Below are 26,994 nucleotides of genomic sequence, written 5' to 3' on the forward strand. Positions count from 1 at the left end.
CCATGGTTCGCATCCGGCCGCACCGAGGAGCGTGGCGCGCGCTCCTGACCCGGAGGCAGCACGACGACCGCGAGCGCGGGTCCATGCACGTCATGACCATCCCGATCACCGTCGGCCTGCTGAGCGCCGCGATCCTGGTGATCACGATGGTGGGCTCGGCGACGGACGACCGACGCGAGGCCGGCACGGCGGCTGACGCCGCGGCGCTGGCCGCCGCCCAGAAGTGGGACGAGCGCCTGGGCGCACTGCACGGGCTGCACCTCCTGCCCGGCGGCTTCGCGGACTTCTGGGGAATCATCGAGGAGGTGCTGCTCGACGTCGTCGTCCTGGACGAGATGCGCACGGCGGCCGAGGCGTACGCGGAGACCAACGGCGCCGAGCTGGTCGACCTCGACTTCGACACCGACACCCTTGAGGTGTTCGTCGAGGTGCGGCACCAGGACGAGGTCCCCGTCGCGGAGCTCCGCTCGACGGCGCAGGCCACCGCGCAGATCCGGCTGAACGGCGGCCTGTGCCAGAACGACGGCGGCCTCGGCTGGATGATCGACGGCGAGTGCGTCACGAAACCCGACGAGGACGAGGCCCCAGAGGATGACGAGGGAGACGAGAACGAGGATGCGCCGGCCTGGGAGGCACCCGAGGTGGACGGTTACGCCAGCCGGATCGTACTGGTCGACTAATATGATCCAAATAACCTATTTGTCCGAGCACCTCTCCAGGACACTCTCGAGGGCACGCAGCACGGCGGTACGGGACCAGCGCGGTCAGGGCACCATCGAGTACGTCGGAGTCGTCGCCGTGGTCGTCCTGGTCGTGGCCGTCGTGGTCGCGATGGCGACCCCGGTGGGCGGCACGATCAGGACCAGCATGACGTGCGCCGTCCAGGGCGTCGGTTCCACCACGGCCGCCGATCCCGCCTGCGACCCGGTCGAGGCCGATGCCGACGACGACAGCTCGGGCAGGGACGAGGACGATCCGGTGGTCCACCGGCCCGGCGGCGGCCCTTCCGTCGGTCTGCGCTGCCTCCCCGAATGGGACTTCTGCCAGCCCGAGGAGCCCGAGGACGGCACGGTGCCCGTCTGCGTCTTCCCCATGGGGACGCTCGGTTGCGGCCTTGAGGAGATCAGCGAGGACGAACTTCCCCCCTACGACCCCCAGGACGACTGCACCACGGACGACAGCTGCGAGGACGTGTGGGAGGGCGCCATGGAGCCCGACGAGGCCGAGGGCGACATCGAGCAGGTCGCATGGCTCAAGTGCAACTTCAACGTTCTCGGCTGGTACCCGCACGGCCACGTCAGGTTCTCCTGGGCGGTCAACACCATCACCGGCACCGGCGGGGCCAACCCCAGCGTGTGCGTCGACGGGTCCGGCACGATCAACATCGCTCAGAAGGGTGTCGAGCAGTTCGACGCCGGCGACCACTCCGGGTGGTTCGTCTACCTGGGCGCCGACGGGTACGAGTACAAGCACTACTTCGAGGAGGGCGAGATCGCGTACTTCGACCCGTCGTCCACCATCTACGAGGTCCACATCGACTGAGATCTCGCTCATCGGTGCTCGAACCTCACGATCTTCGCGTCCCGGTCGTACTCGTACCTGCCGTTGAACCCCCAGTTGATCCAGCCGCCGTCGCCGTTGTTCTTGACGACCCCGCTGTCGAGGGCGATCACGTCCATCCCGTCCACGGTCGCGAGGTGCTCGTACCCGGCGACGAAGGTGAGGTCGAAGTTCTCGAAGTCCTTGACCACGAGGATGTTCTTGTCGGGGAAGTCCTCCGAGTACTCGGTGATCAGCGACTGCACCCGCTCGGCCCGGTCGCCCGGCACGTCGCCGTCGTAGTCCGTGCCGGGGTAGGTGCCGTCCGTGTACTTCGGGGTGTCGTTGTCGACGAGGCTGAAGTCGGACCCCGGCGCAGAGAACTCCTCGGTGTAGTAGCCCTCGTCCGGCTCGAACTCGGTGTGCGCGCACTGCGGCGCCGGCTCGACGACCTGCGTGTCACCGTTCACGTCGGTGACCTCGAGCGAGGACGAGCTCAAGATGCGTTCCTCGTCGACCGACGTCCACTCGACGTCGAGCAGGTCGAGCTCCTGCCACGTGATCCCGGTGTGCCCACCCTCGGTGGTCTTGGTCGCGTCGTACTCGAGCCCGCGGACGTTGGCGAACTCCTCGACCACGTCGTAGATCTCAACACCAGCAGTGTCGTTGCCGTCGATCTCGACGTCGTCCACCTCGAGCGCACCGTCCTTGCCTCCGGGGAAGACCTCGTCGATGGCGGGACCGAGGGTCTCGCGCAGCTCGGGGTACTGGTTGAAGTCGATGATCATCTCCGTGACCGACGCCGTCCCCTCCTGCTCGGTGTTCGTGTACCCGCCGCCCGCGGTGAACCCGTAAGGCAGGACCGCCTCGACGTCGACCCCGGCGTCCTTGAGCGTCGTCAGGACCTGGTCGTCCATCGTGATGGCCATCTGCTTCAGCCGGCCCTGCTCGTCCCAGATCACGTTGGTCTTCGTGGTGCCCTTCCACTCGACGCTCAGCGCGCCGCCGGCGCTGCCGGCCACCTCTTCCTTCTTGCTCTTGTCCTTCGTGAACGGGGCTTTTCCGCCGAGACCCGCGCCGATCAGGAAGGACCCGATGCCGGCGGACTGGTAGGAGACCTCGTAGCTTCCGTCGGACCAGTCGCGGCTCTCGACCTGGACCTCTCCCTCGTACCCGCCCTCGACACTGCCCTCCAGCGCGACCGGTCCGGCCTCCGCCTCCAGGGTCAGGCCACCGCTGAGCGTCACCTTCTTGGTCTCCACGTCCGCCGCACCGACCACGTGGTGCTCGGCTTCCTCCCCGGCCAGCTCCTCCAGTCGCTCCTCACGGCGGTCCAGCCCTGGGCAGTACTGCGGCCCGTAGGAGTATCCCGTGCAGCTCTCCTGACCGGTGCTGCCGGAGACCTCGTCGTACTCCCCGTACCACTCGACCCACTCCTGTGCATCCTCCATGCTGGTAAACTCGTAGGTCGTGTCGTGGCTGTAACCGGTGATGCCCGCCACGTTGAAGCTAACCGGCCCGGTCTCGCCGCTGACCCCGCCGCCTATCTCGACGCCCTCGAGGATGTGGATGCGGACCCGGCCGTCACCTAGCTGCTCGATCAGCGTCCCCTCGCTGTCGCCAAACCGGAAGAACAGGAACTTCACGGCGGTCTGGTCGACATGGCCCGTGACTTGAGTGAAGCACTCCGGCTCCATCGAGTCGTAGGCCTCGGACATGCAGACCGACAGGTCGCCCGACACGCCGGCACGCTCCCTGCCCGGTGCCGCGTCCTTGTAGGCCTCCCACTCCGTCTCGCACCCCGTGGGCACGGGCAGGCTCTTGCACCCCACCTGCACGACCGGCGGTGCGTCCTCGTCGAACGCCTGGCTCGTGGGCAGGGTATCGACACAGCCCTCGTCATTCGGCTCTTCGTCCTTGGGCGGTCCGGAGCCATCGGTCACACAAGCCACGAACTCCTGGACCTGGTCCTCCAGGTACTCCCGGTCGGCTTCCTCGCGGTCGAACCAGTCCCCCGGCAGCCCCATGAACATGCAGGTCATCGTGACCGGGTACCAGATGCAGTCGATCTGGACCACCTGCCGGAAGCTCTCGTCGGCCGCGCTCGAGCTGTCGAACGTGACGTCGTCCTGGCAGTCGCCCGTCGGCGCGTCGTACTCCTCGTCAGGCGCCTCGTCGTCGGCACCGAAGACGGTCCTGATGTTGAGCTCGTCGATGAGTCCGTTGTCGCTGTCCCGGCCGAGAACCCTTACTCCGGGCTCCGGCTCGTCCCCGCACTCCCCAGGGGTACCGGTGTCGCCGACCTGCCGGACCGCGCAGGCCAGGTCCTCGGCGACAGTGGCCCCCACCGGCGTGGCCGCGAGCGCCACTGCCGACACCAGGACCAGAACCAGGGCGACGGCCCCCACGTACTCCATGGCCGCCTGGCCCACTTCGCTCCCGGCAGCACGACGCGCATCGTGTCGCATCGGATAGCGCTGTCTGGACTCTCGGTGGTCATGGACCATTACCCGAAACTACGCACCAAAGCAAATCGTCACGACGGCCCGGAGACCCAGTGATGTGCCTGATCGGCCTGGGCCTACGGACCCGGGCCCGCCCGACCGGCGTCAACCGGCGGGGCAGGCCCAGGTCATCTCGGTGAGCAACCTCAGCAGTTGCCGTTCTTCGATCCCCGGCCCCCGCCGGGGGCCGCGGCGGCGGCCACGACCAGCGGCGGGTTACCCAGCCGGTCGGCGTCGAACAGCTCGGACTTGGACTCTTCGACAGTACAGATGCCGCCACCACCCGGTTGCGGGCTGAAGTGCACCGTCTTGTCGCCCTCGCGCTCGAACTCGCCGGTGAACCCCCAGTTCGTCCAGCCACCGTCGCCCTTGTTCTTGACCGTGCCCTTGTCGATGGCGATCACGTCCACCCCGTCGACGGTGGCAAGGTGCTCGAGGCCTTCGACGTACTCGAACGAGAAGTTCTCGAAGTCCTTGACGACGAGGATGTTCACGTCGGGGAACGCTTCGGAGTACTCGTCGACCAGGGAGTGCACCAGGTCGTCCTTGTCGCCCGGCACGTCGCCGTCATAGTCGGTACCCGGGTAGGGACCGTCCTCGGTGTACCTGGGCGACTCGTTGTCGAAGTACTCCGCACCCAGATCGTGCTCGGGGTTCTTGTTCCTCGTCGGCGGGTCCGAGAAGTCGTCGGCGTAATAGCCTTCGTCCGGCTCGAAATCGACCGCCTTGCATGCGGGCGCGGGCGACACCTTCTGCTTCTTGCCGTTCACGTCGGTCACCTCGAACGTGGAATCCTTGAGGTCACGCTTCTCGTCGACCGACGTCCACTCGGCCTCGAACAGGTTCAAACCCATCAGGTCCACACCGAGGTGCCCGTCCTCGGAGTCCCGTTCCATGTCGTACTTGAGCTCGCGCACGTTGGCGTGGTCGTCGATCTCCTCGTAGAGGGAACCACCCTCGGTGTACTCGCCCCCGTTGATGTCGACGTCGCCCTTCTTGAGGCGACCCTCGTCGTCCAGTGGGAACAGCTCGTCGATCTTGGGCCCGAGCTGGTCCTCCAGCTCGGGGAACTGGCCGAAGTCGAGGATCATCTCCCGCACGGAGGCCTTGCCGTCCTGGTTGGTCCGCTCCCAGCCGCCACCCACGGAGAAGCCACGAGGAAGCGTCGCCTCGACGTCGATCCCGGCGTTGGCGAGCGTCGTCAGCACCTGGTCGTCCATGCGGAGGATGACGTTGAGCAGCGACCCGTCCGGGTTCCGGTTCACCTCGATCTGCGTGGTGCCCGTCCACTCCATCCCGCCCGAGCCGGCGCCGGCCCCGTTGAGGCCGCACTCCGACTCGTCGGAGTCCTTCTTCTTGCATTCCTTCTTGTCTTCGGCGAACGGCTTGCCGCCGCCGATCGACGCGCCGATCAGGAAGCCGCCGATGTCCGTCGAGGTGTAGGAGACCGTGGTCGCCCCGTCCGCGTAGAGCGTCTCGTCGACCGATACCTCACCCTCGTAGCCGCCCTCGACGCTGCCCTCGATCTCAGCCGGCCCGAAATCCGTTGATGCACTCAGCCCGCCCGTGAACTCGACCTTCTTGGAGGAGCCTTCGCCCTCGCTGAGCTCATGGTGCTCAGGCTCTTCCTCCGCGAGCTCGTCGCCCTCGCCGCTCGGGGTGCACATCTTGCCCCAGTGCTCGCTGGACGGCGTGCAGTCGCTGTTCATCTTGCCCGCGACCTTGTTGTACTCCTTGTACCAGTCGATCCACTCCTGGGCCTTCTCCATGTCGGTGAACTCGTACGTCTTGTCCATCGAGTACCCGGTCATGCCTGCGACGTCGAAGCTGATGGTCGAGTCGAACGTGACCCCGCCGCCCTGTTCACCCCCCTTGAGGACATGGACCCGGATCCGGCCGTCGCCGAGCTGCTCGATCAGCATCCCGTTGCTGGAGCCCCAGCGAACGAAGAGGAACGAGATGTTCTCGCTGTCGACGTGGGAGCTGGAGGAGACGACGCACTCCGGCTCGATCGCTCCGTACACCTCCGTGATGCAGTTGGCCAGGTCTCCCGACTTCCCTGCGCGCTCCTTGCCCGCCGGTGCGTCCTTGTACGCCTCCCACTGGGCCTCGCACCCCTTCGGCACCGGAAGCTCCTTGCATCCCACCTGCACCTTCGGCGGGCCGTCCTCGTCGAGCTCCCCGCTCGTGGGCAGGGCGTTGACGCAGCTCTTGTCCTCCGGGTCGTCCTTCGGCGAACCGTGGCCGTCGGTCACGCAGTCGACGAACTCGACGATCTCGTCCTCGAGGTAGACACGATCCTCGTCGTCCCGATCGAACCAGCCCTCCGGTATCTCCGCCGAGGCACAGATGGTCTTGACGGGGTACCAGACGCAGTCGATCTGGACCACGTGGCTCTGGTACTCCTCGTCGAGGTTGACCTTGCCGAACGTGACGTCCTCCTCGCAGTCGCCCGTCGGCGGGCTGTACCTGTCGTCACCGCCGTCACCGCCGCCGTCACCGGGGTCCTGGTCGCGGGACTCGCTCACGCACGCCTGGGGCGCAGCCGGGTCGCCGACCTGCTGTACCGCGCAGACCAGCTCGCCCGCCACCGCCGACCCCACCGGAGTGACCCCGGCGATCACGGCCAGCACCACGACGAGGACCAGGGCCACGAGTCCCACGTACTCCCCGGTCGCCTGGCCGGCCTCATCTGCGGCACGACGACGTTCGCTGTGACGCGCCACGAAGCGCCGTAAGGACTCTCGATCACGGGACATTCCCCGAAACTACGGACAACAGAACATGAGCACGACGGCCCTCCGACCCAGTCGTGCACCCAGGCCCGGTGGGCCCACAGGCCCAGGCCAGGGCCCGGGCCGTAACACCGGCAGGAACAGAGAAGGACGCACGATGTCCTGCGCTCGTACGACCACTGACAATTCACCGCACACGCCTCCCGAGGGTGATTCTCGGCCCGCGCACTCTTCACGGAGCCGGCCCGCCGGGCCCCATTCCGTATGCTGTGTCATCGACCCCTGACGCATTTCAGGGCATCCATTTTGGACATAAATCCCATCATTCTTTAAAGGGGCATAAATCGCCGTGCGGGGAGGAGGAGGCGTGACCGTGCTGGGGCCGGGCGTGCACGACTGGGTCGTGCATCGTCGTAACGTCGTGCGTTCGGTAGCAGCCCGGGTACCCGGGATCGATGCCGAGGAGGCCACCAGCCGCGCCCTGGAGAAGATGATCCGCATCGTCTCCACCGGCGGCACCATCACCGACCCCGCCCCCTACTGGCGACGCGCCGCGGTCAACGAAGCCATCTCCATGACCCGCGAGCAAGGCCGCACCACCCTCGTGGAGGACGACACCCTCGACGGCCTGACCCCACCCGCCCACGGCGCCGAGCTCGACGCCGAACGCCAGGCCGACGCCGGCATGCTCCGCACCGCCCTGGCCGACCTGGCCGACGACGACCGCCAGATCCTGTTCGACCGCCACGTGCACGACAAAGCCGTCACCGACATCGCCACCGGCCTGGGCGTCCGCCCGCACGCGGTGACCATGCGGCTACGCCGCGCCGAGGAACGCCTCGCCGGAGCGTTCGCCGCCGCCCACGCCCAGGCCGTGACCGAACCCGAGTGCCGCACCACCCGCGCCGGCATGCACGACTACCTCAAAGGCCGCATGCTGCCCCGCCGCCAGCACCGCCTCGAGGTCCACATGGACGGCTGCGCCGACTGCACCCGCGCCTTCATCGACGTCCGCGAAGTCTCCTGGATGCTCCGCGACCTCGGACAACACCTGGTCGCGGGCGCGGTGGCCACGGGCACGCTGGGCGCCGCGCTCGCCACCGCAGGGGTCGGCACCGTGGGGGGCGCCGCGACCGGACCACGCCTGCCCCGGGCACAGCAGGGTGCGGTGGCGGCAGGTGTCGCGGCCGTGCTCGTCCTGGGCGGGATCGCCTGGGCCTCGCTCGGCGGCCAGGGTGACCAGCCACCCGCCCAGACCATCGCGGGGCCGGACACCGGCACCGCACCGGCCCGCCCGACGGCGCCGGAGGCTCCGCCGCCCGGGCGCCCCGCGCCGGCCACCCCCGCACCGGACGACGCGGAGCCGACCTCCGCGGCGGCCCCACGCCCCGAGGACGCCCCCGAGCCGGCCGAACCGGTGATCGAGCAGGTCGCGGCGCCCGAGCCGCCGGCCGGACCCGAGCCCGAGCCGGAGGCGGCGGAGCCGCTGTCCGACCCGCCGCCCGCCGACGCCGCGCCGGACGCCGGCACCGACGCGCCCGGGTCCGCCGCTCCCCCGGTCGAGCCCGCCCCGGAGGAGCCCGCGGCACCCGCACCGGAACCCGAGGCACCGCCCGCACCCGAGCCACCCACCGCGCCGGAACCCCCGCCCGCACCCGAGCCGCCGGCCGAGCCCGAGCCGCCGGCGGGCGGGCCTCCCGGCAACCCCGGCAACCCGAACGGCAAGGGCCCGACCAAGGACAACGACCAGGGCCCGGGCAACGGCAACGGCGCCGGACCAGGCAAGGGGCCCGGCACCGGACCAGGCAAGGGACCCGGGCACGGCAACGGTGGCGGTCAGGGCAACGGCAACGGCCGGGGCAACGGTTCCGCGCGGACCCTCGACGGGACCGCGGTGCCCGCCACGTTCGTCGTCGACCTCCTGCCGGTGCACGCGCGGCAGGCCCACGTCACGGACTGAGCAAGGCCCCGGCGGTGCGCGCCCCGCTCCCCGGTCGACGGGTCGGACGCAGGCAGCGGCCGGGCCGCCGGGTGATGGTTCTTATCATCCGGTTGACCGGGTCACCGCCCTGGCCCGACATTCGACACCTAGTGGCCCGGCGTGATCCGCCGTCGCGCACCGGAGCGCGGCAGCCGCACGGGCCGGAGCGGAGTCGCCATGACGTTCGACGACAGGTTCGGCCCGGGATCCACCGCCGGCACACCGGGCGCCGGTTCCGACGCCACCGGCACACCGGGCGCCGGTCCCGCCACCGGCACACCACCGCTGCTCGGCCGGCGGAGCCTGCTGGTCGGCGCCGCGGTGCTCGGCTCGGCCGCCGCCCTCGGCGTCGGCGCGACGGCCGGTGCCCCGGCCGCCGCCGCCGCGGTGCCGGGCTTTCCCACCTTCACCCGGCTGGGCGCCGCCATGGACAGGTCCCAGCTCGCCTACGCCCCGGCGCGCAAGGAGATCATCTTTCCCTCGGTGCGCCACGTGGCGGGCAAGGTCCGCAACCCGCTCGGCGCCTGGTACATGTACTACGCGCCGCACGACGCCCCGGGCGGGATCTGCCTGGCGTACGCCGACTCGCTGGCCGGCCCGTGGCGCGAGTACCCGAACAACCCGATCATCTCCCGCACCTGGTCACCGCACTACTCGGTGAGCCACGTCTCCAGCCCGCACGCGGTCTGGAACGCCGACGACGGCCGCATCTACCTCTTCTTCCACGGGGAGAACACGACCACCCGGGTCGCGACGTCGGACGACGGCGTGAACTTCACCTACGGCGCCACCGTGCTGCACACGGGGATGCTGCCCTCCGACGTCACCGAGACGTCGTACGCCCGGGTGTTCCCGCACCCGACGCAGTCCGGCACGCACATCATGCTCTTCATGGGCGCCCAGGCCGGGACGCGCAAGATCTTCATCGGCTGGTCCGACCGGCTCGCCTCGGGCTGGCAGTTCAAGCACCAGCCCCTGATCTCGCCGCGCTCGGGCGAGGGCGGCCAGCTCTCGGGAGCGCACTACTGGTCGCGCAACGGCGGTGGCCACGTGGTCTACCACAGCGGGTCCGGCACCATCCACGTGGCCGACGTCGGCACGAGCTTCGACCGGGAGAACCACCTGGGCGTGCTCTACACGGAGCCGGTCGCGACCCGGGCCGCGGCACCGAGCTTCGCCGAGGAGGGCGGGCGGCTGTACATGTTCTACGAGGCCGGGGCGCGCAGCAACACCAACATCGCCATCGCGCGGACTGCCTGACCGCCGGCGGCCGTCGTCCGGGCCTCACGGACGGCGGCCGTCGTCCGGCCCCACGGACGGCGGCCGCCGCCGGCACGATCGCCCGGGACGGTGCCGCCCCCGACCCGTGCCGGTGGAACCCGGAGCACCCCCTGCGAGAGGATGGCCTGGGACGACGCCGGCCCGCGCGCCGGCGACAGGGCGACGACGGGGGCCGTATGACCGACGAACCACGCACCGGACCGGTGAGCCTCGCGGGCCGGGGGCGCCTGCTGCGGCTCGGGGCACCACGCGACACCTCCGCGGTCCGGCACCTGGTGACGTTCCTCGTCGCGAGCGTGGTGACGGTGCTCGCCACCCGGGCCTACCTCGCCGCGACGGGCTACCCGCAGATCGGCGGCGGTGGCCTGCACGTCGCCCACGTGCTGTGGGGCGGCCTCCTCATGGCCCTGGCGATCATGCTGCTGCTCTCGTACGTGGGCCCGGTGCCCCGCTCGCTCGGCGCGATCCTCGGCGGTGTCGGCTTCGGGCTGTTCATCGACGAGGTGGGCAAGTTCGTCACCTCCGACAACGACTACTTCTACGCGCCCACCGCGGCGATCATCTACGTCGTCACGGTGCTGCTCGTGCTCGTCGTCGAGGGGCTGCACGGCCGCCGGCCGCACCACCCGGCGGAGTACCTGGCGGTCGCCGCCGACCGGCTCGCCACCGGCCTGGCCGGCGGGTTCACCCCGGACGCCCGCGAGGAGGCGCGCACCCTCGCGCGGCGCGGCGCCGGCGAGCCGGGCGCCGACCTGGTCACCCGCCTCGTCGAGGCCGTCCCCGACGACGACGCCGACGTGCCCGACCTGGTCCGTTCCGGCGTGGACCGGGTGGTGCGCGGCCTGGACGCGCTCGTGGACCGCGCCTGGGTGGCGTGGCTGGTGATCTCGCTGCTCCTGGTCACGAGCGCCGCAGAGGCCACGGTCGGCGTGCGCATCGTCCAGGGTCTGGTGCCCGGGCTGCCCACGTGGACCGGTGTCGCGATCCTCGTGGCGGTCACGGCGTCGGTGGTGCTCCTCGCCGTGGGCGTCGTGGTCGGCCGCCGGGACCGCCTGCACGGTGCCGCCTGGGTGCGCCGGGCCGTGCTGGTCAGCCTGCTGTTCACGCAGGTCCTGGTGTTCCGTGCGGTGCGGTGGACGGCGGCCTTCGGACTGCTGCTGGACGTGCTGGCGTTCCTGGCGCTGGAGGTCGCGCTCCGCGAGGAGCGGACGGCGGGCCGGTCGCGCCGTCCCGTGTGACGCGCACCCCAGGACGCATCCGTTGACCCTGTTCCTGGGACACGGTTTCTACTGGCTTACGCCGGCCGACAGCCGGCCGTAGAAACCCGGCGCCCGTCTCGGGCGCCCTGTCGGAAGAGACGCCCATGGCAGGCTTCAACCCCTACGAGGACCTTCAGGACCTGGTGGCGCAGGTGCCTGAGCTGGTGCAGCCCCTGATCGTCGCGTTCGCCGGCGCGATCCCGTACATCGAGGGCGAGGGATCGGCGGCGCTGGGCGTCCTCGCGGGCATCAACCCGGTGGTCGCCGGCGTCTCCGGCGCGGCGGGCAACATCATCGCCGTCGTGCTGGTGGTGCTGCTCAGCTCGCGGGCCCGAGGCGCGGTCCAGGCCCGCCGCGCCCGGAAGGTCGCGGCTGACGCCGGTGCACCCGTGGCGGCCCGGGCGGTCCCGGCAGGCGCCGGCACCACCGTCGCGGCCGGCCCTGGTACGGGCGCGGGGCCACGCCCCGAGGCGGAGCCGGACGCCACGGCAGGCCCGGGGGCCGAGCCTCAGCCCGACGGCGACGCCGAGCCCACCACCCGCAAGGCCAAGGGCCAGAAGCGTCTGCGCCGCTGGCTGGTGCGGTTCGGCGTCCCCGGGGCGAGCCTGCTCGGCCCGCTGGCGCTGCCCACCCACCTGACGGCCGCGACCCTGGTCGCCTCCGGCGTGAGCAAGAACTGGGTCATCCTCTGGCAGGTCATCGCCATCGTCGCCTGGACCACCGTCCTGACCCTGGCTGCTGCCGGCTTCATCACGGCGATCACGGCCGCCTGACCCTCGTTCATCAGGCCGCTGGGGACCGTCATGCATGGCATGACGGCCCCCAGCGGCCTGGTGAACAACCGTCCACCTCCGGGGGCACCCGGAGAGGTCGTGGCGTCAGGCGTGCGACGCCGCCGTCGTGGTCGAGCGGGCCGGCCACAGGGCGATGGCCAGGCCGGCCAGCGCGCTCAGGACGTGCAGCACGTTGTCCGCAGCATTGATGTTGATGATGTTGATGCCGGGGTTGTTCACCGCGAACAGGCCGAACACGAACGTCGCGCCGTACCCGACGGCGAGCAGCCAGCCGAAGGTCCGGGCCCGGCCCGGCGTGGACCACAGCGCGAGGCCGAGCAGGCCGATCACGATGTGCACGATGTTGTGCAGCGGGTTCACGGCGAAACCGAGCAGCGTCTGGCCGTGGTCGTGCTCGGCGAAACCGCTGAAGCCGGTCACGAAAAACCCCGCGATGCCGACCACGAGGTAGACCGCGCCGATCGTCACGGCGAGCCACTGGTGCGGTGCCCTGGTACGTGTCGAGGGCGTGTACTGCGTCATCGCTGATCTCCATCCTGGGTGGGTGTCCGTGCGCACCCCTCGGCCGTCGTACCGGACGGCCGGCGGGGCTCAGCAGGGGTTCGGAACCACGCCCGGATCGGATGGGTCAGTGCGCGGCGGGATCTCCGGTGAGCGACCAGCTCGCCAGCAGGTCCAGCGCCCGGGCCGACGGCGAGCCCGGCTCCGTCGAGTAGACGTACAGCGTGGTGTCGGCGTCGCCGGGCAGGGTGAGCGTCTCGTACCCGACCGTGAGGTCCCCGACCACCGGGTGCCGCAGGCGCTTGGCGCCGTACGTGCGCCGGTTGACGCGGTGCTCGTCCCACCACCTGCCGAACTCGGGCGCGGACTGGCGCAGCTCCGCGACCAGCTCGGCCGTCGCCCGGTCCTCGGGATCGTTGCCCGCCTCCAGCCGGAGGCTCTCGACGGCCACGCGCGCCTGCTCCTCCCAGTCGACGAACAGCGACCGCGCCTCGTCGTCGAGCAGCATCCACCGCGCGTAGTTGCGCCGCGGGGCGGGGAACCGCTCGAAGTCGGTGAACAGCGCCCGGCCCATGCGGTTCTGTGCCAGCACGTCCGACCGGCGGCCGAGCACCAGCACCGGCACGTCGTCCAGCGCGTCGAGGAGCTGGTACAGGCCGGGGCGCACGCGCTGGACGGGACGGGACCGCTGCTGCGGCCTCGTGGTGCCCAGGCCGATCAGGTCGGCGAGGTGGGCCCGCCCCGCCGCATCGAGGTCGAGCGCGCGGCCGATGGCGTCCACGACCGACGGCGACGGCACGATCCGCCGCCCCTGCTCCAGACGCGCGTAGTAGTCGGTGGACACGCCCGCCAGGAAGGCGACCTCCTCCCGGCGCAGGCCGGGCACGCGGCGCACCCGGCCGTCGGCCGGCAGGCCGGCCCGCGAGGCGTCGCACTGGCTGCGGGCGCGCCGCAGGAAGTCGGCCAGCTCGGTGTTCTTCTCGGGCATGTCCTCATTCTGCGCGGCCGGGTCCGTGCGGCGCAGCCGTCTGGGTGGACCTCCGCGTCCTGGTCAGGCGCGACCGAGGTTCCGCCGGGCCCGGTATGCGCCCCCGGAGCGCCTGTTCCGGCGGAAGGCTGGTGGACGTCGGCAGGCAGTGCCGGCATCCACCGCACCACGAAGGAGAACTCCCATGACCTACCCCACCGACCGCCCCGCCACCTGGTTCGTCACCGGCGCCTCCCGCGGCCTCGGCCTCGAGCTGGTGCGCCAGCTCCTCGACCGCGGCGACCAGGTCGCCGCCACCACCCGCTCGACCGAACGCCTCACGACGGCCCTGGCCGGGAGCGACACCACGCGCCTGCTGCCCCTGGCCGTCGACCTGGCCGACCAGGAGCAGGTCACCCGGGCCGTCACGGAGACGATCGACCGCTTCGGCACCCTCGACGTCGTGGTCAACAACGCGGGCTACGGCTACCTCGCCGCGGTCGAGGAGGTCTCGGACGCCGACGCGCGCGCCATGTTCGACGTGCAGGTCTTCGGCGTCTGGAACGTGCTGCGCGCCGTGCTGCCCCACTTCCGGGCGCACCGCAGCGGCCACGTCATCAACGTCTCCTCCGTGCTCGGGCTGCTCTCCTTCCCGGGCTGGAGCCTCTACACCGCCGGCAAGTTCGCGCTGGAGGCGATCACCGAGTCCCTGGCCGCCGAGGTCGCCGACCACGGCATCCGGGTGAACAGCGTGGAGCCCGGCTACATGCGCACCGACTTCCTGCGCCCGGTCTCGGTCGGCCTGCCCGCCGCCACCAGCGACGCCTACCCCGCGATCCGCGAGATGGTCGACCAGCACCTGCACCAGATCCCCGGCACCCAGCCGGGCGACCCCGCCCGGGCCGCCACGGCGATCATCACCGTGGCGACCGGCGGGGACGCGCCCCTTCACCAGCTCCTGGGCTCGGACTCCCTCGCCCTCGCCGACGGCCGCCTCCAGGCCCTGGCCGACGACGTCGCGGCGTCGCGGGCGCTCGCCGTCACGACCGACTACCCCGCCGAGAGCTGAGCACCTCCAGCGCCGCGCCCACGCGCTCGCGTGCCGCCGGGGCCAGCCGTGTCAGCTCCTCCTCGAGGGTGCGCTGGTCGGTCCACTCGCGCAGCGAGCGCAGGGCGCTGGTCCGCCGGCCCGCGAGCTCCTCGACGGTGGCCTGGACCAGCGCGTAGGCCTCGGCGTCGTCGGCGACCTCGCCGAGCGTCGAGCCCAGCGTGACGGGGGCGGGCGCGGGCCGCGTGCGGGGGTCGGCGACGGTCCACTCGTGCCGGCCGGCCCCCACCTCCAGGCGGTCTCCCCCGGGCAGCAGCACCTCCGCGCGGGTGTTCGGCGGCACCACCGCACGGACCACGACCTGCCCGTCGCGGGCCGTCCATCCGGCCTCCGCCGTCCCGTACGGGCTCTCGAACCGGGTCGCCGCGTGGTCGAGCCCGGCGATCGGCACGGGCGCGACCCGCAGCCGCCGGTACCCGTGCGTGCCGGGCGCCAGCCCGGCCACCGTGCGGTGCAGCCAGTCCGCGACGGCGCCGAACGCGTAGTGGTTGAACGACGTCATCTCGCCGGGGTTGATGCTGCCGTCGGGCAGCATGCTGTCCCAGCGCTCCCAGACCGTGGTGGCGCCCATGGTCACGGCGTACAGCCAGGAGGGGACGCCGGTCTGCAGGAGCAGGCGGGCGGCGACGTCGGTGTGACCCGTCGAGGTCAGGGCGTCCTGGACGATCGGGGTGCCCACGAAGCCGGTGCCGATCCGGTAGCCGGCGCGGCGCACGAGCCACGCGAGCCGGTCGCCCATGACGGCGCGCGTCGCGTCGTCGACCAGGTCGAAGGCGATGGCGAGCGCGTAGGCGGTCTGGGCGTCCGACACGACGCGGCCGGACGGCGTCGTGTACTCGCGGACCCAGGCCTGCCGGGCGCGCTCGGTGAGGTCGGCGTACCGGGCGGCGGCCGCGGTGTCCCCGAGCTCGTGCGCGGCCGCGGTGACGAGCTGCAGCGACCGCACCACGTACGCGCTCGCGACGATGTCGGGGTCGGTCTTGGCGCCGGCGGGGTCGTCCGGCGGCGCGTCGGGGTCGAGCCAGTCGCCGAACTGGAACATCCCCTCCCACAGCAGCCGCTCGCCCGACAGGCCGACCAGCACGTCGGCCCAGGCCCGCATGCTCGGGTACTGCTCCGCGAGCGCCCGCCGGTCGGCGAAGCGCTCCAGGAGGGTGGTGGGTACCACGGTCGCGGCGTCGCCCCAGGCGGCCGCGGGCTGGGAGCCGAAGGGCAGCACGAACGGCACCACGATGGGGCAGACGCCGTCGCGTGCGGCCTGCTCGGCGGCGACGTCGCGCAGCCAGGACGCCAGGAAGGCGTCGCTGTCGTAGAGGTAGCTCGCGGTGGGGCCGAAGACCTGGATGTCGCCCGTCCAGCCGAGGCGCTCGTCGCGCTGGGGGCAGTCGGTGGGCAGGGAGACGAAGTTGCCGCGCATGCCCCACACGACGTTCTCGTGCAGCCGGTTGACGCGCTCGTCGGAGCACTCGAACCACCCGGTGCGGCGCATGTCGCTGCTGATCACCACGGCCGTGACGGCCTCCCGGGCCGTCGCGGGGTCGAGCCGTCCGGGCCAGCCGTCCACCTCGGCGTACCGGAACCCGTGGAACGTGAACTCGGGCTCGAACACGTCCTGCCCGCCGGACAGCACGAGGCGGTCGGTGGCCTCGGCGTGCCGCAGCGGGCGGACGCCGAGCTCGCCGTGCTCCAGCACCTCGGCGTGCCGCAGGGTGATCACCTGGCCGGCCTCGCCCGACACGCGCACCCGGAGCCGGCCGACGAGGTTCTGGCCGAAGTCCAGCACGGTGCGCCCCGACGGCGTGGTGATGACGTCCTGGACGCCGAGCTCGTCGACGCGGCGCACGGGTTCGGCCAGGGCGGGCTCGGGCACGACGGCGTCGTCGTCGGTGCGGACGGGCGACCAGGCCGAGTCGTCGAACCCGGGCAGGCTCCAGCCGGGCAGCGCGCGGCGGGCGTCGATCCGTTCGCCGGCGTAGATGCCGCTGGCCGTGACCGGGCCCGCGACCGCGCCGCGCCAGTCCGGGCCCGTGGTCAGCACGCGGGTGGTGCCGTCGGTGAGCACGACGTGGAGCTGCAGGGCCACGGCCGGCTGCTCGCCGTAGAAGGGGCGGGCCTCGCCGTGGAACCCGTAGCTCTCGGTCCACCAGCCGCCGGCCAGCCGCACGCCGACGGCGTTCGCGCCGGGGCGCAGCAGGGCCGTCACGTCGGTCGCCTCGTGCACCAGGCGGTGCTGGTAGGCGGTCCAGCCGGGCTTGAGCACGGCGTCGTCGACGTCCTGCCCGTTGATCTCCACCTGGTAGACGCCGTGGGCCGACGCGTACAGGGTCGCGCTCGCGACCTCGCCGCCCAGGTCGAGCTCGGTGCGCAGCAGGCCCGGGGTCGCGGGCGCGGGTGGTTCGGCGAGCCCCACGAACGGAGCGGTCCACTCGCCGTCGGCCAGGAAGGTGCTGCGCAGGGCGACGGGGGCGCTCCAGGGCGAGGTGCCGCCGTCGGTGCCCGTGACGCGCACCTCCAGGGTGTGCCGGGCGTGCGGGGCCAGGGCGTCGAACGGCCAGGGCACGAAGTGCGACTCGTCGGTGTCGAGGCGGGCGACGTGCTCGCCGTCGAGCCGCACCTCGGCGCCGGCCTGCCACCAGCCGGGCACGTCGCTCTCGACGGTCCAGCTCAGCCGGGGCGTGGGGGTGTCGGCGTACGCGCCGTCGGTGCGGCGCTCGACACGCAGCTCGCGGACGTGGGTGTAGTTGCTCATGCGATGCGAACCTCTCAGCCCTTGACGGCGCCGGACGTCATGCCGGCCACGATCTGGCGGTTGAAGAAGATGTACATGACCAGCGGCGGCACCGTGATCAGCAGGATGTCCATGAACAGCAGGTTGAACTGGCTGACCATCTGGCTCTGGAAGTTGTAGAGCGTGAGCTGGACGGTCGCGTTCTCGTCGCCGGGCAGGAAGTACAGCGGGTTGGTGAAGTCGTTGAACACGTTGACGGCCTGCACCACGACGATCGTGATGATCACGGGCCGCAGCAGCGGCAGCACCACGGTGAAGAAGAGCCGCAGCGGCCCGGCGCCGTCGATGATCGCCGCCTCGTCCAGCTCGCGCGGGATGGTGGCCACGAACGCACGGAACAGCAGGATGCAGAACGACAGACCGAACGTGGCCTCGACGAGGATGAGGCCGGGCATGGTCTTGAACAGGCCGGTCTGCTGCAGCACCCAGATGGTCGGCACCACGGCGGGCGGCACGATGAGGCCCGCCAGCACGAGGAAGTTGACGACCGGGTTGAGCCGGGTGCGGCGCCGTTGCAGCAGGTAGCCGACCATCGCCGCGAGCACCACCATGACCGCGACGCTCACCACGGTCAGCACCGTGCTGTTGACGAACGCCCGCACCACGATGCCGTCCCGCGTGGTGAGCACCTCGGTGAGGTTGTCGAAGAACGCCCACTCCTGCGGCCAGGAGAACTCCAGCCGCGACGCCGACGACGCGTCCTTCGACGCCGTCAGGAAGATGAAGGCGAACGGGACGAGGAAGACCACCACGGAGAGCGCGATGGCCACGATGCCGACCACCCAGGAACCGGTGCGCCTCATCGGTCGACCTCCTTGCGGTTGAGCAGCATCGAGACCGGCACCATCACCGCGGTGACCACCAGGAAGAGGATCACGTTGCCCGCGGTGGACAGGCCGTAGAAGCCGGCCTGGTACTGCTTGTAGATGACGGACCCGATCACGTCGCTGGTGAACCCCGGCCCGCCGCCCGTGGTGGCCCAGATCAGGTCGAACGACCGCAGGCCGCCGATCAGCGACAGGATGATCACCGTGGCGGTGGCGGGCTGGACCAGCGGCAGCGTGATGGAGCGGAACTGCTGCCACCGGCCCGCGCCGTCGACCCGGGCGGCCTCGTAGTACTCCTGCGGGATCGCGACGATGCCCGCGATGTAGATGAGCGTCGCGATGCCGAGACCCTTCCAGACGTCGACCGCCGCGATGGTCAGCAGCGCCTGGTTCGGGTCGGTGAACCACCCCGGCCCCTCGATCCCGAACGCGGCGAGCATGGTGTTCACGACGCCGTCGAACGGGTCGAGCAACGCCTTGAACGTGATGCCGACGCCGATGGTGGAGACCAGCACCGGGAAGAACACCACCGACCGCAGGTAGCCGCGGCCCACGAGCTGCGAGGTGAGCAGCACCGCGAGCGCCAGCCCCAGCACCACCTTGGCGCCCGAGGTCACGAACCCGTAGCTCAGCGTGTTCACGAAGCCGCGGGAGAGCTGCGGTTCGCTGAAGAACTGGACGAAGTTCTCCAGGCCGATGAACTCGGTGTCGAACAGGGTCCAGCGGGTGAGGCTGAACCAGAACGACGCGAACGTCGGCACCGCGAAGAACACGAGGTAGAGCGCCGCGGCCGGCAGGTAGAACCACGACGGGTAGATGCTGCGCTGGGTGGCCGAGGTGGACCCCGCCGTCCGGCGGCGCCTGCCGGTCCGCACCTCGGCGGTGGCCGCCGCTACCATCCCTCGAGGCCGAGCTGACGGGCCTGGTTCTCGACGTCCTGGTCGTAGAACTCGGCGGCCTCCTGCGCCGTCTTGATGCCGGAACCCACCTCGACCGTCACCTTCTCCAGGTTCGGGCCCTTGACCGGGGAGCTGAACTCCAGGGCGTTGGCGGCCTTGCCGGCGTCGAAGTAGGCCTGGATGTCGTCCAGGAGCGGCGGGGCGGAGTCGAGCACCTCGCACGTGCCCGCGTACGGCCCGGCGGGCGGCAGCAGCTCGTTCTGGATCTCGCACCCGGCCTCGCTGTTCGCGAACGCGACGAGCTCCTTGGCCGCCTCCAGCTCGGCGCCCTCGGTGGACCGCGGGACGTAGAGCGCGTTGGGCTGCCAGATGGTCGCCTGCGTGTGCTCGGCGTCCTGCGCGGGCAGCGCGAAGAAGCCGATGTCGTCCACGGCGTCGGGGGTGTTCTGCAGGATCGTCTGGATCACGCTGGAGAGCATCGGGTAGTGCGCGCCCTCGCCCTCGGCGACCATGCGGGCGCCGTCGGGGAACGTGGCGGACGGGAAGTCCTCGTTGAAGTACCCGGCCTCGGCGACCTCCTGCTGGTGCTCGAAGCCCAGCAGTGCGGGCTCCTCGGCGTAGGAGCGCTCGTGTGCCGTGTACTGGTCGGCCCACTCGGGGTCGACGGCGAGCACGTTGGCGAAGTCGCCCAGCACGAAGAGCTGGCTGGTCCAGGTCTCGCCGTAGGTCTGGATGACCGGGGCCACGCCGTCGCCCTCGGCGGCGATGGTCTCGTTGTTCGCCATGAACTCGTCCCAGGTCTCCGGGATCTCCAGACCGAGCTCCTCGTAGAGCGGCTTGTTGTAGACGATGCCGCCCGCGAACGAGGCGCCCAGCGGCGCACCGTAGGTGCCGGCGTCGGTGCTCACCGTCGGGAGGAACTCCTCGGTGAGCGTGCCCACCCACTCCTGGTCGCTCAGGTCCACGAGCGTGGAGTCCGGGTTGAGCGCCTGGAGCAGGGAGCCGGAGTTGTAGTAGAAGACGTCGGCCATCTCGCCCGTGGACAGGCGGGTCTTGACCAGGTTGTCGCCCTCGGTGCCGCCGGGCCGGATCTCGACGGTGACGGAGACGTCGGGGTGCTCCTCCTCGAACGCTGCGGCCAGAGCCTCGGCGGTCTCCGGGTTCGGGGCGTCGTTCGAGGTGAGGAAGGTGATCTCGGTGGTGCCGTCACCCGATCCGCCGGACGAGCAGCCGGCGAGGACGGCGAGCGGGAGCGCCGCGGCGGCCACGACCGCCCGACGACGAAGTGCGCGGTGCATCTCTCTACCTCCTTGTAGAGCGAAAGGATCGTAGAGCGATCTACACTCTGCGGAATGAATCCTTTCAGTGCGCTCACGCTAGCGAGCGCCCTATAGGGTGTCAACCGATCTACAGAATCGGGAACAGAGCCGTGACCTCAGAGCCCCGGGCCGCACGACCGCCGGCCCCCCGCACACCTCCGGCGCCCGCCGGACCGGGGCTGCGCCCCTCGACGATCCAGGACGTCGCCCGCGAGGCCGGCGTCTCCCGCGCTGCCGTGTCCAAGGTGATCCGCAACGCGTACGGCGTCAGCGACCACATGCGCACGCAGGTCGAGGCGGCGATCGAGCGCCTGGGGTACCGGCCCCGGGTCGCCGCGCGGGCGATGCGCGGGGCGAGCTTCACGCTCGGTTTCGAGGTGCCCCAGGTCGGCAACGACTTCCTCACCATGATCGTCGACGGCGCCACCGAGGCCCTGGCCGCCACCCCGTACGAGATGATCATCGCCCCGCTCGGCCGGGACCAGAAGAGCGACGTGGCGATCAACAGCCTCGCGGACCGGCAGGTGGACGGCATCGTGGCCATCTCTCCTCGCGTCGACCCCGCCTGGCTCGACCAGATCGCCGAGCACACCCCGTTGGTGATGATCGGCCGGCACGACCGGTCCGACCGCTACGACACCATCACGGGCGACGACCGCTCGGGCGCCGACCAGGTGATGACGCACCTGCTGGAGCTCGGCCACCGCCGGATCACCCACCTGACCATCCACCCGTCCCGGCCGGAGCCGCCGTGGGCGGGTCAGGCGGGCGACGAGCCCCACGTCGCGCGCACCACCGTCTACCGGGAGCGGATGCTCGCCGCAGGCCTCGGACCGTCGGTGGTGCACACCCTGTTCGACGGCTCCGAGGCGCACGCCGCGACCCGTGCGCTGCTCGCCTCCCCCGAGCCGCCCACCGCGATCTTCGCGGGCAACGACACCCTGGCGATCGGTGTGCTCAGCGCCGTCGCGGAGGCGGGCCTCGACGCGCGCGACGTGTCGGTGGTGGGCTACGACGACGTCCCGATCGCCCGGCACCCCCTCGTCTCGCTGACCAGCGTGGACCAGAGCGGCACCACCCTGGGCCGCGAGGCGGTGCGGCTGCTGCTAGAACGGCTGGCGGGGCGCACCGAACCCGTGCGGTACGAGGCACCCGCCGTGCTGCACGTGCGACGTTCGAGCGCGGCGCCGCGCGAGCCCTGAACGGTGCCGGGCCGACCGCGGGACCGTGGCATTCGGTCACCTGCCCGGACCTCGCGTGAGAACTCGGTCGCTTGCCTCGAGATCGGTCGGTTGAGCGACCGATCTCGAGGCAGCGGACCGATCACGCACCAGCCCGGCAGGACAACCGACCGACCACACACCGCGAACGCGGCCCGTGGCACGCCCGGGGCTCAGGCCGGGGCGTGCTCCGCCGACCAGGACGCGAGCAGGCGCAGCCCCTCCGCCGACGGCGAGCCTGGCTCGGCCGTGTAGACGAGCATGACCTGGCCCGGCTCGGCGGTCAGCGCGAACTCCTCGAAGACGAGGGTCAGCTCGCCCACCACCGGGTGCCGGAACCGCTTGGTGCCGCTGCCGTGGGTGCGGACGTCGTGCGCGGCCCAGAGCCTGCGGAACAGCTCGCTGCGCGTCGACAGCTCGCCCACGAGGTCCTGGATGCCCTTGTCGTGCGGGTCGCGCCCGGCCTCGGCCCGGATGATGGCCACGCACATCTGGGCGAACCGGTCCCACTCCGGGTAGAACTCGCGGGCCGCGGGGTCCAGGAACTGGAAGCGGGCGAAGTTCGGCGTGCGGCCGCCGTCGCCGATCAGCGGTGAGTAGAAGGCGCGCCCCAGCGCATTGGCCGCCACGAGGTCCTGGCGCTGGTCGCGTACCACGGCCACGGAGTCCGTCATGGAGTCGAGCGCCCACTGCAGGCTGGACCGCGGCGGTCCCGGACGGGCGGCCCGGCGGCGGCTGCGCCCCGACGACGGGATGCCGTCGGCGGCGCGCGCCAGGTCGAGCAGGTGGGCGTGCTCGGCGTCGTCGAGGTGCAGGGCGCGGGACAGCGCGTCCAGGACGGCCGCCGAGGCACCGCCGAGTGCGCCACGTTCCAGCTTCGCGTAGTACTCCACGCTGACGCCGGCGAGCGCGGCCACCTCGCTGCGGCGCAGGCCCGCGACCCGGCGGTGCGTGCCCGCGGGCAGCCCTGCCGCCTCCGGCGTGAGCCGGGCGCGGCGGGTCATGAGGAACTCGCGCACCTCTGCTCGGTTGTCCATGCCCCCAGGCTAGGTCGGATGCCCCGGCCCGGGGGTGCCCTGTCGGTACACCCCACGCCAGGGACTCCCTGTCCCGGCGACCGGGACGAACACTGAGGAGGTGCCGCCCACCAGGCGGCCTGCCGTCCCGGTGCGATCACCGGAGCAGATCATCGGAGCAGGTCTCCGGAGCAAGGAGTACCACCATGCGTGGAGTAGTCATGCACGCCCCCGGCGACGTTCGCGTCGAGGACCGCGCGGACGCGACGATCGTCGAGCCCACCGACGCGGTCATCCGGGTCACCGCGGCCTGCATCTGCGGGTCGGACCTGTGGCCCTACCGCGGGGTCGAGGCCCTGGACGGTCCGACGCCCATGGGACACGAGTACATCGGCGTCGTCGAGCAGATCGGGGACGAGGTGCGGGACATCAAGGTCGGCGACTTCGTCGTCGGCTCGTTCGTCGCCTCCGACAACACCTGCGAGATCTGCCAGGCGGGCTACCAGTCCCGCTGCATCCACCACGTGATGATGGGCTCGGTGGGCACCCAGGCCCAGTACGCCCGTATCCCGCTGGCCGACGGCACCCTGGTGCCCACGCCCGGCGTCCCCGACGCCGACCTCGTGCCCTCGTTGCTGGCCGCCTCCGACGTGCTCGGCACCGGCTGGTTCGCCGCCGTGGCCGCCGAGGCCGGACCAGGCAGGACCATCGCGGTGGTCGGCGACGGCGCCGTCGGCCTGTCCGCCGTCCTCGCCGCCAAGCAGCTCGGCGCGGAGCGGATCATCGTGTTCAGCCGCCACCCCGACCGGCAGGCGCTGGCCCGTGAGTTCGGGGCCACCGACGTCGTCGAGGAGCGCGGCCGCGAGGGCGCCGCGCGAGTCAAGGAGCTCACCGGTGGGTACGGCGCGCACGGCGTCGTCGAGGCCGTGGGCACCGAGGAGTCGATGTGGCAGGCCATCCGGTCGGCCCGGCCCGGCGGGTACGTCGGGTACGTCGGCGTCACGCACGGCGTCAAGCTCGACGGCCTGAAGCTCTTCTTCACCGGCGTGCACCTGCACGGCGGCCCCGCGCCCGTGCGCCGGTTCCTGCCCGAGCTGATCCAGCTCATCTGGGACCGGAAGATCGACCCGGGCAAGGTCTTCGACCTCACCCTCCCCCTGGAGGACGCCGCCAAGGGCTACCAGGCGATGGACGAGCGGCGCGCCACCAAGGTGCTGCTCACCCTCTGACCTCTCATCCTTCTGGAGGACCATCATGACCACCATCGCCATCGTCGGCGCGGGCCCGGGCCTGGGCGCCGCCGTCGCGCGGAGGTTCGGCGCCGAGGGCTTCGACGTCGCACTCGTCGCCCGGAACCAGGAGCGGCTCCACGCCCTGGCCGCCGGCCTGCGGGACGGCGGCGCCACCGCCCGCGGGTACGCGGCCGACGTCCGCGACCCGCGGTCCCTGGCCGCGGCCCTCGACCAGGCCGCACAGGACCTGGGCCCGATCGAGGTGCTGGAGTACAGCCCGATCCCGCAGCGGGAGTTCCTGCGGCCCGTCCTGGAGACGACCACCGACGACCTGACGGCCGCGGTGGAGTTCTCCGTGCTCGGCCCGGTCACCGCCGTCCGGCAGGTGCTGCCGGGCATGCGCGCGCTCGGGCGGGGCACCGTGCTGTTCGTCAACGGCGGCTCGGGAGCCCGGCCGAACCCGCGGGTCGGCGGGACCTCGATCGCCTTCGCCGGCGAGAGCGCCTACGCCTCGATGCTGCACGACGTGCTGGCACCGGAGGGCATCCACGTCGCCCAGCTCATCATCCCGGGCGCGATCACGCCGGGGCACGCGACCAACGACCCGGCCACGCTGGCGGGCACCCTGTGGGGCATGCACACCGGGCGGGGCGACTTCCGGGTGTTCTCGGAGGAGCTGCCGGCCTGAGTCCGTCCGTTCGTTCGCCCGACCGCGGAACGGCCCGATGTGCTCCGAGGAACGGTCCCCCGCGGAGACGTGTCACTCTGCGTAGACGTTGTCTACGCAGAGTGACAGCGCCTCGCGGGCCAGGCGCGGGCCAGGCGCGGGCCAGGCAGGCCAGGCAGGCCAGGCAGGCCAGGCAGGCCAGGGAGGCCAGGGAGGCTCGCGGGCGTGGAACCGCTCGTCCGCCTTCTGCCGGCTCCGCGCCTCGTCCTTGCGAGGCTCACGCCTCCAGCGGGTCCCCGCCCGGCGGCGTGTTCGCGCGGTTCGTCGCGCGGTCCAGGGTGCGGTCCGGGAGCCAGATGGTGAACGTGCTGCCCCCGGGTCCGTGGTCGCTGTGCCGCAGGTGGCCGTCGTGGCTCTCGGCGACCTGGCGCGCGATGGCCAGGCCGAGCCCGGAGCCGTCCGGCCGCTCCCCCGAGGCGTCGTCGGAACCGTTCGCGCCCCGGTAGAACCGGTCGAAGATCCGGTCCCGGGCCTCGGGCGGGACGCCCGGGCCCTCGTCGGCGACGGCGACCCACGCCCAGCCCTGGCGGCTGCCCACGCCGACCGTGATCACGCTCCCGCCGGGGGCCAGCCGCACCGCGTTGGACAGGAGGTTGTCCACGGCCCGGGCCAGCGCGTTCGCGTCGCCGTAGGCGACCGGCCCGGGATGGGTGCGCTCCGCGATGGTCACCCCGCGCCGGCCGGCCACCGCGCGGTTCTCGCGGACGGCGCCCACGGCGAGCGCCGCCAGGTCCACCTCCTGGTCGGTGAAGGCCTCCGACCGCAGCCGTGCGGTCGCGAGCAGGTCCTCCAGCAGCCGGGACATCCGGCCGGTCGCCGCGAGCACGACGGCGGACGCCTCGGCCCGCTGCGCCCGGTCGGCCTGGTCGTCGGCGAGCACGGCCTCGACGTTGGCCTGCACCACCGTCACGGGGTTGCGCAGCTCGTGGGAGACGTCTTCGATCAGCCGGCGTTCCGCGCTGAAGGCCCGGTCGAGGCGGTCGAGCATCCCGTCGATGGTGTCGGCCAGGGTGCGCAGCTCGTCGTGCGGCCCGGTCGCGCCGATCCGGCGGGACAGGTCGGTGGCGCCGATCTCCTGCGCGGTGCGCGTGATCGCCTCCACCGGCCGCAGCGCACGACCGGCCACCCACCAGCCCACGACGACGCTGAGCAGGAACATCACCGCGAGCGCCACGGCCGAGTAGTCGCGCAGGGTCTGCAGCGCCGTGTAGTTGACGGCGTGCTGCACGGTGTCGAGGTCGGCGGCCTGGAACTGCTCGCCGGGCCGGTAGGCGATGCTGCCGTCGGGCTTCTTCTCGAACCGCTTGACGGTGACCGGGTCCAGCGGCGCGGCCACCATGGTCCGGGACAGGGCGAGGTAGACGCCCGCGAGGATGAGCGCGGTGATGCCGAAGAGCGTCGCGGAGTAGGTCACGGCGAGCCGCATCCGCACGGTCCGCGCCCATCCGGGCAGCCGCGGCCGTACGCGGCGGGCGGACGGCGCCGTGCCGGGCCCGGCCCCGCCGTCGTCGTCGTCGTGCCTCATGCCGGGACGCCCTCGACGGACGCGGGCAGCTCGCGCAGCCGGTACCCGCGTCCGATGAGGGTCTCCAGCGCGGGCTCCTCGCCGTCGAGGGTCAGCTTGCGGCGCAGCGTGCCGACGGTGACGCGCACCGTCTGGGTGAACGGGTCGGCGTTCTCGTCCCAGACGTGCTCCAGCAGCTCCTCGGCCGGCACCACGTACGCGGGGCGGCTCATCAGGTAGCGCAGCACCGCGAACTCCTTGCGGGTGAGCGCGAGCTCGCGGGTGCCGCGCCAGGCGAGCTGCCGGGCGGCGTCGAGCCGGATGGGGCCGTGCGTGAGCACCGCGGCGACCTCGCGTGCCTCGCGGCGCAGCAGCGCGCGGATCCGGGCGGAGAGCTCGATGATCGCGAAGGGCTTGACCAGGTAGTCGTCGGCGCCGACGTCGAGCCCCGTGACGCGGTCGGTCAGCCGACCGCGGGCGGTGAGCATGAGGATGCGCGGCGGGTCGCCCTCGGCGAGCGGCACCTGGCCGGCGCGGACGGCGCGGGTCAGGTCGAAGCCGGTGCCGTCGGGCAGCGTGACGTCCAGGAGCACGAGGTCGTACGGGTTGAGGGCGAGCTTGTCCCGTGCCTCCGCGACCGTGCGCGCGTGGTCGACGGCGTAGCCCTCCCGGCGCAGCGCCACCTCCAGGGCGCTCACCAGGCCCGCCTCGTCCTCCACGATCAGCAGCCGCACAGCAGCACCGTAACCGCCCGGCGCCGCGTCTGACAGGCCCTGCCGGTCCACCCTTTCGG

At 71.8% G+C, this 26,994-nt stretch carries 21 protein-coding genes; 10 read left to right on the forward strand and 11 right to left on the reverse strand.

Translation table 11 applies throughout. The features are described 5' to 3' along the window. Window positions 1-2 precede the first annotated feature (2 nt). Both ACO229_RS13795 and ACO229_RS13800 read left to right on the forward strand, forming a co-directional pair. A complete protein-coding gene (locus tag ACO229_RS13795; RefSeq protein ID WP_423461793.1) occupies window positions 3-680 on the forward strand; it encodes a pilus assembly protein TadG-related protein in 678 nt (225 codons plus the stop codon). 19 nt (window positions 681-699) lie between these two features. Then, a complete protein-coding gene (locus ACO229_RS13800) occupies window positions 700-1,542 on the forward strand; it encodes a hypothetical protein (protein ID WP_423461794.1) in 843 nt (280 codons plus the stop codon). An 8-nt stretch (window positions 1,543-1,550) separates the two neighbouring features. Here the strand turns inward: ACO229_RS13800 and ACO229_RS13805 are convergent, their stop codons facing one another. Both ACO229_RS13805 and ACO229_RS13810 read right to left on the reverse strand, forming a co-directional pair. Next, window positions 1,551-3,956 carry a hypothetical protein gene (locus tag ACO229_RS13805; protein WP_423461795.1) on the reverse strand — a complete coding sequence of 802 codons (2,406 nt, stop codon included), beginning with the start codon at window positions 3,954-3,956 and terminating at the stop codon, window positions 1,551-1,553. Between the two features lie 233 nt (window positions 3,957-4,189). Further along, a complete protein-coding gene (locus ACO229_RS13810) occupies window positions 4,190-6,769 on the reverse strand; it encodes a hypothetical protein (RefSeq protein WP_423461796.1) in 2,580 nt (859 codons plus the stop codon). A 376-nt stretch (window positions 6,770-7,145) separates the two neighbouring features. Here ACO229_RS13810 and ACO229_RS13815 point away from each other — a divergent pair, with 376 nt between their 5' ends. The 4 genes from ACO229_RS13815 (at window position 7,146) to ACO229_RS13830 (ending at window position 12,072) form a co-directional block, all read left to right on the forward strand. After that, the gene (locus ACO229_RS13815; protein ID WP_423461797.1) at window positions 7,146-8,738 is read left to right on the forward strand and encodes a hypothetical protein; all 1,593 of its coding nucleotides are present in this window, start codon (window positions 7,146-7,148) and stop codon (window positions 8,736-8,738) included. 198 nt (window positions 8,739-8,936) lie between these two features. Further along, window positions 8,937-10,019, forward strand: coding sequence for a hypothetical protein (locus ACO229_RS13820; RefSeq protein WP_423461798.1), 1,083 nt, complete (start codon window positions 8,937-8,939; stop codon window positions 10,017-10,019). Window positions 10,020-10,216: 197 nt separating this feature from the next. Further along, a complete protein-coding gene (locus tag ACO229_RS13825) occupies window positions 10,217-11,278 on the forward strand; it encodes a hypothetical protein (protein WP_397433601.1) in 1,062 nt (353 codons plus the stop codon). A gap of 125 nt (window positions 11,279-11,403) precedes the next feature. Continuing rightward, the gene (locus ACO229_RS13830) at window positions 11,404-12,072 is read left to right on the forward strand and encodes a small multidrug efflux protein (RefSeq protein WP_423461799.1); all 669 of its coding nucleotides are present in this window, start codon (window positions 11,404-11,406) and stop codon (window positions 12,070-12,072) included. A gap of 105 nt (window positions 12,073-12,177) precedes the next feature. On the opposite strand, the gene ACO229_RS13835 is transcribed toward ACO229_RS13830, so the two are convergent. Both ACO229_RS13835 and ACO229_RS13840 read right to left on the reverse strand, forming a co-directional pair. After that, entirely contained in the window at window positions 12,178-12,615 is a 438-nt protein-coding gene (locus ACO229_RS13835; protein WP_397433603.1) for a DUF4383 domain-containing protein, read from the reverse strand. A 106-nt stretch (window positions 12,616-12,721) separates the two neighbouring features. Beyond that, a complete protein-coding gene (locus tag ACO229_RS13840; protein ID WP_397433604.1) occupies window positions 12,722-13,582 on the reverse strand; it encodes a helix-turn-helix transcriptional regulator in 861 nt (286 codons plus the stop codon). A 184-nt stretch (window positions 13,583-13,766) separates the two neighbouring features. Between ACO229_RS13840 and ACO229_RS13845 the strand changes: the two genes are divergently transcribed. Beyond that, the gene (locus tag ACO229_RS13845; RefSeq protein WP_423461800.1) at window positions 13,767-14,630 is read left to right on the forward strand and encodes an SDR family NAD(P)-dependent oxidoreductase; all 864 of its coding nucleotides are present in this window, start codon (window positions 13,767-13,769) and stop codon (window positions 14,628-14,630) included. On the opposite strand, the gene ACO229_RS13850 is transcribed toward ACO229_RS13845, so the two are convergent. Genes ACO229_RS13850 through ACO229_RS13865 form a run of 4 tightly spaced genes read right to left on the reverse strand, consistent with a single transcriptional unit; the run spans window position 14,602 to window position 20,481 of the window. Further along, window positions 14,602-17,418, reverse strand: coding sequence for a family 78 glycoside hydrolase catalytic domain (locus tag ACO229_RS13850; protein WP_423461801.1), 2,817 nt, complete (start codon window positions 17,416-17,418; stop codon window positions 14,602-14,604). The genes ACO229_RS13845 and ACO229_RS13850 overlap by 29 nt on opposite strands. A gap of 14 nt (window positions 17,419-17,432) precedes the next feature. Next, a complete protein-coding gene (locus ACO229_RS13855) occupies window positions 17,433-18,260 on the reverse strand; it encodes a carbohydrate ABC transporter permease (RefSeq protein ID WP_423461802.1) in 828 nt (275 codons plus the stop codon). Next, the gene (locus tag ACO229_RS13860; RefSeq protein WP_423461803.1) at window positions 18,257-19,183 is read right to left on the reverse strand and encodes a carbohydrate ABC transporter permease; all 927 of its coding nucleotides are present in this window, start codon (window positions 19,181-19,183) and stop codon (window positions 18,257-18,259) included. The genes ACO229_RS13855 and ACO229_RS13860 overlap by 4 nt, the downstream gene beginning before the upstream one ends. After that, entirely contained in the window at window positions 19,177-20,481 is a 1,305-nt protein-coding gene (locus ACO229_RS13865; protein WP_423461804.1) for an ABC transporter substrate-binding protein, read from the reverse strand. The genes ACO229_RS13860 and ACO229_RS13865 overlap by 7 nt, the downstream gene beginning before the upstream one ends. A gap of 131 nt (window positions 20,482-20,612) precedes the next feature. Here ACO229_RS13865 and ACO229_RS13870 point away from each other — a divergent pair, with 131 nt between their 5' ends. Further along, window positions 20,613-21,704 carry a LacI family DNA-binding transcriptional regulator gene (locus ACO229_RS13870; RefSeq protein ID WP_423461805.1) on the forward strand — a complete coding sequence of 364 codons (1,092 nt, stop codon included), beginning with the start codon at window positions 20,613-20,615 and terminating at the stop codon, window positions 21,702-21,704. A gap of 191 nt (window positions 21,705-21,895) precedes the next feature. Here the strand turns inward: ACO229_RS13870 and ACO229_RS13875 are convergent, their stop codons facing one another. After that, entirely contained in the window at window positions 21,896-22,759 is an 864-nt protein-coding gene (locus tag ACO229_RS13875; protein WP_397410746.1) for a helix-turn-helix transcriptional regulator, read from the reverse strand. Window positions 22,760-22,944: 185 nt separating this feature from the next. Between ACO229_RS13875 and ACO229_RS13880 the strand changes: the two genes are divergently transcribed. After that, the gene (locus tag ACO229_RS13880; RefSeq protein WP_423461806.1) at window positions 22,945-23,967 is read left to right on the forward strand and encodes a zinc-dependent alcohol dehydrogenase family protein; all 1,023 of its coding nucleotides are present in this window, start codon (window positions 22,945-22,947) and stop codon (window positions 23,965-23,967) included. Window positions 23,968-23,992: 25 nt separating this feature from the next. After that, a complete protein-coding gene (locus ACO229_RS13885; RefSeq protein WP_423461807.1) occupies window positions 23,993-24,658 on the forward strand; it encodes an SDR family NAD(P)-dependent oxidoreductase in 666 nt (221 codons plus the stop codon). Window positions 24,659-24,914: 256 nt separating this feature from the next. Here the strand turns inward: ACO229_RS13885 and ACO229_RS13890 are convergent, their stop codons facing one another. Further along, window positions 24,915-26,222, reverse strand: a complete 1,308-nt coding sequence (locus tag ACO229_RS13890; protein ID WP_423461808.1) for a sensor histidine kinase — start codon at window positions 26,220-26,222, stop codon at window positions 24,915-24,917. Beyond that, window positions 26,219-26,935, reverse strand: coding sequence for a response regulator transcription factor (locus ACO229_RS13895; protein ID WP_397410758.1), 717 nt, complete (start codon window positions 26,933-26,935; stop codon window positions 26,219-26,221). The genes ACO229_RS13890 and ACO229_RS13895 overlap by 4 nt, the downstream gene beginning before the upstream one ends. Window positions 26,936-26,994: the final 59 nt, after the last annotated feature.

The organism is Promicromonospora sp. MS192 (assembly GCF_049532985.1).
Taxonomy (GTDB): Bacteria; Actinomycetota; Actinomycetes; order Actinomycetales; family Cellulomonadaceae; genus Promicromonospora.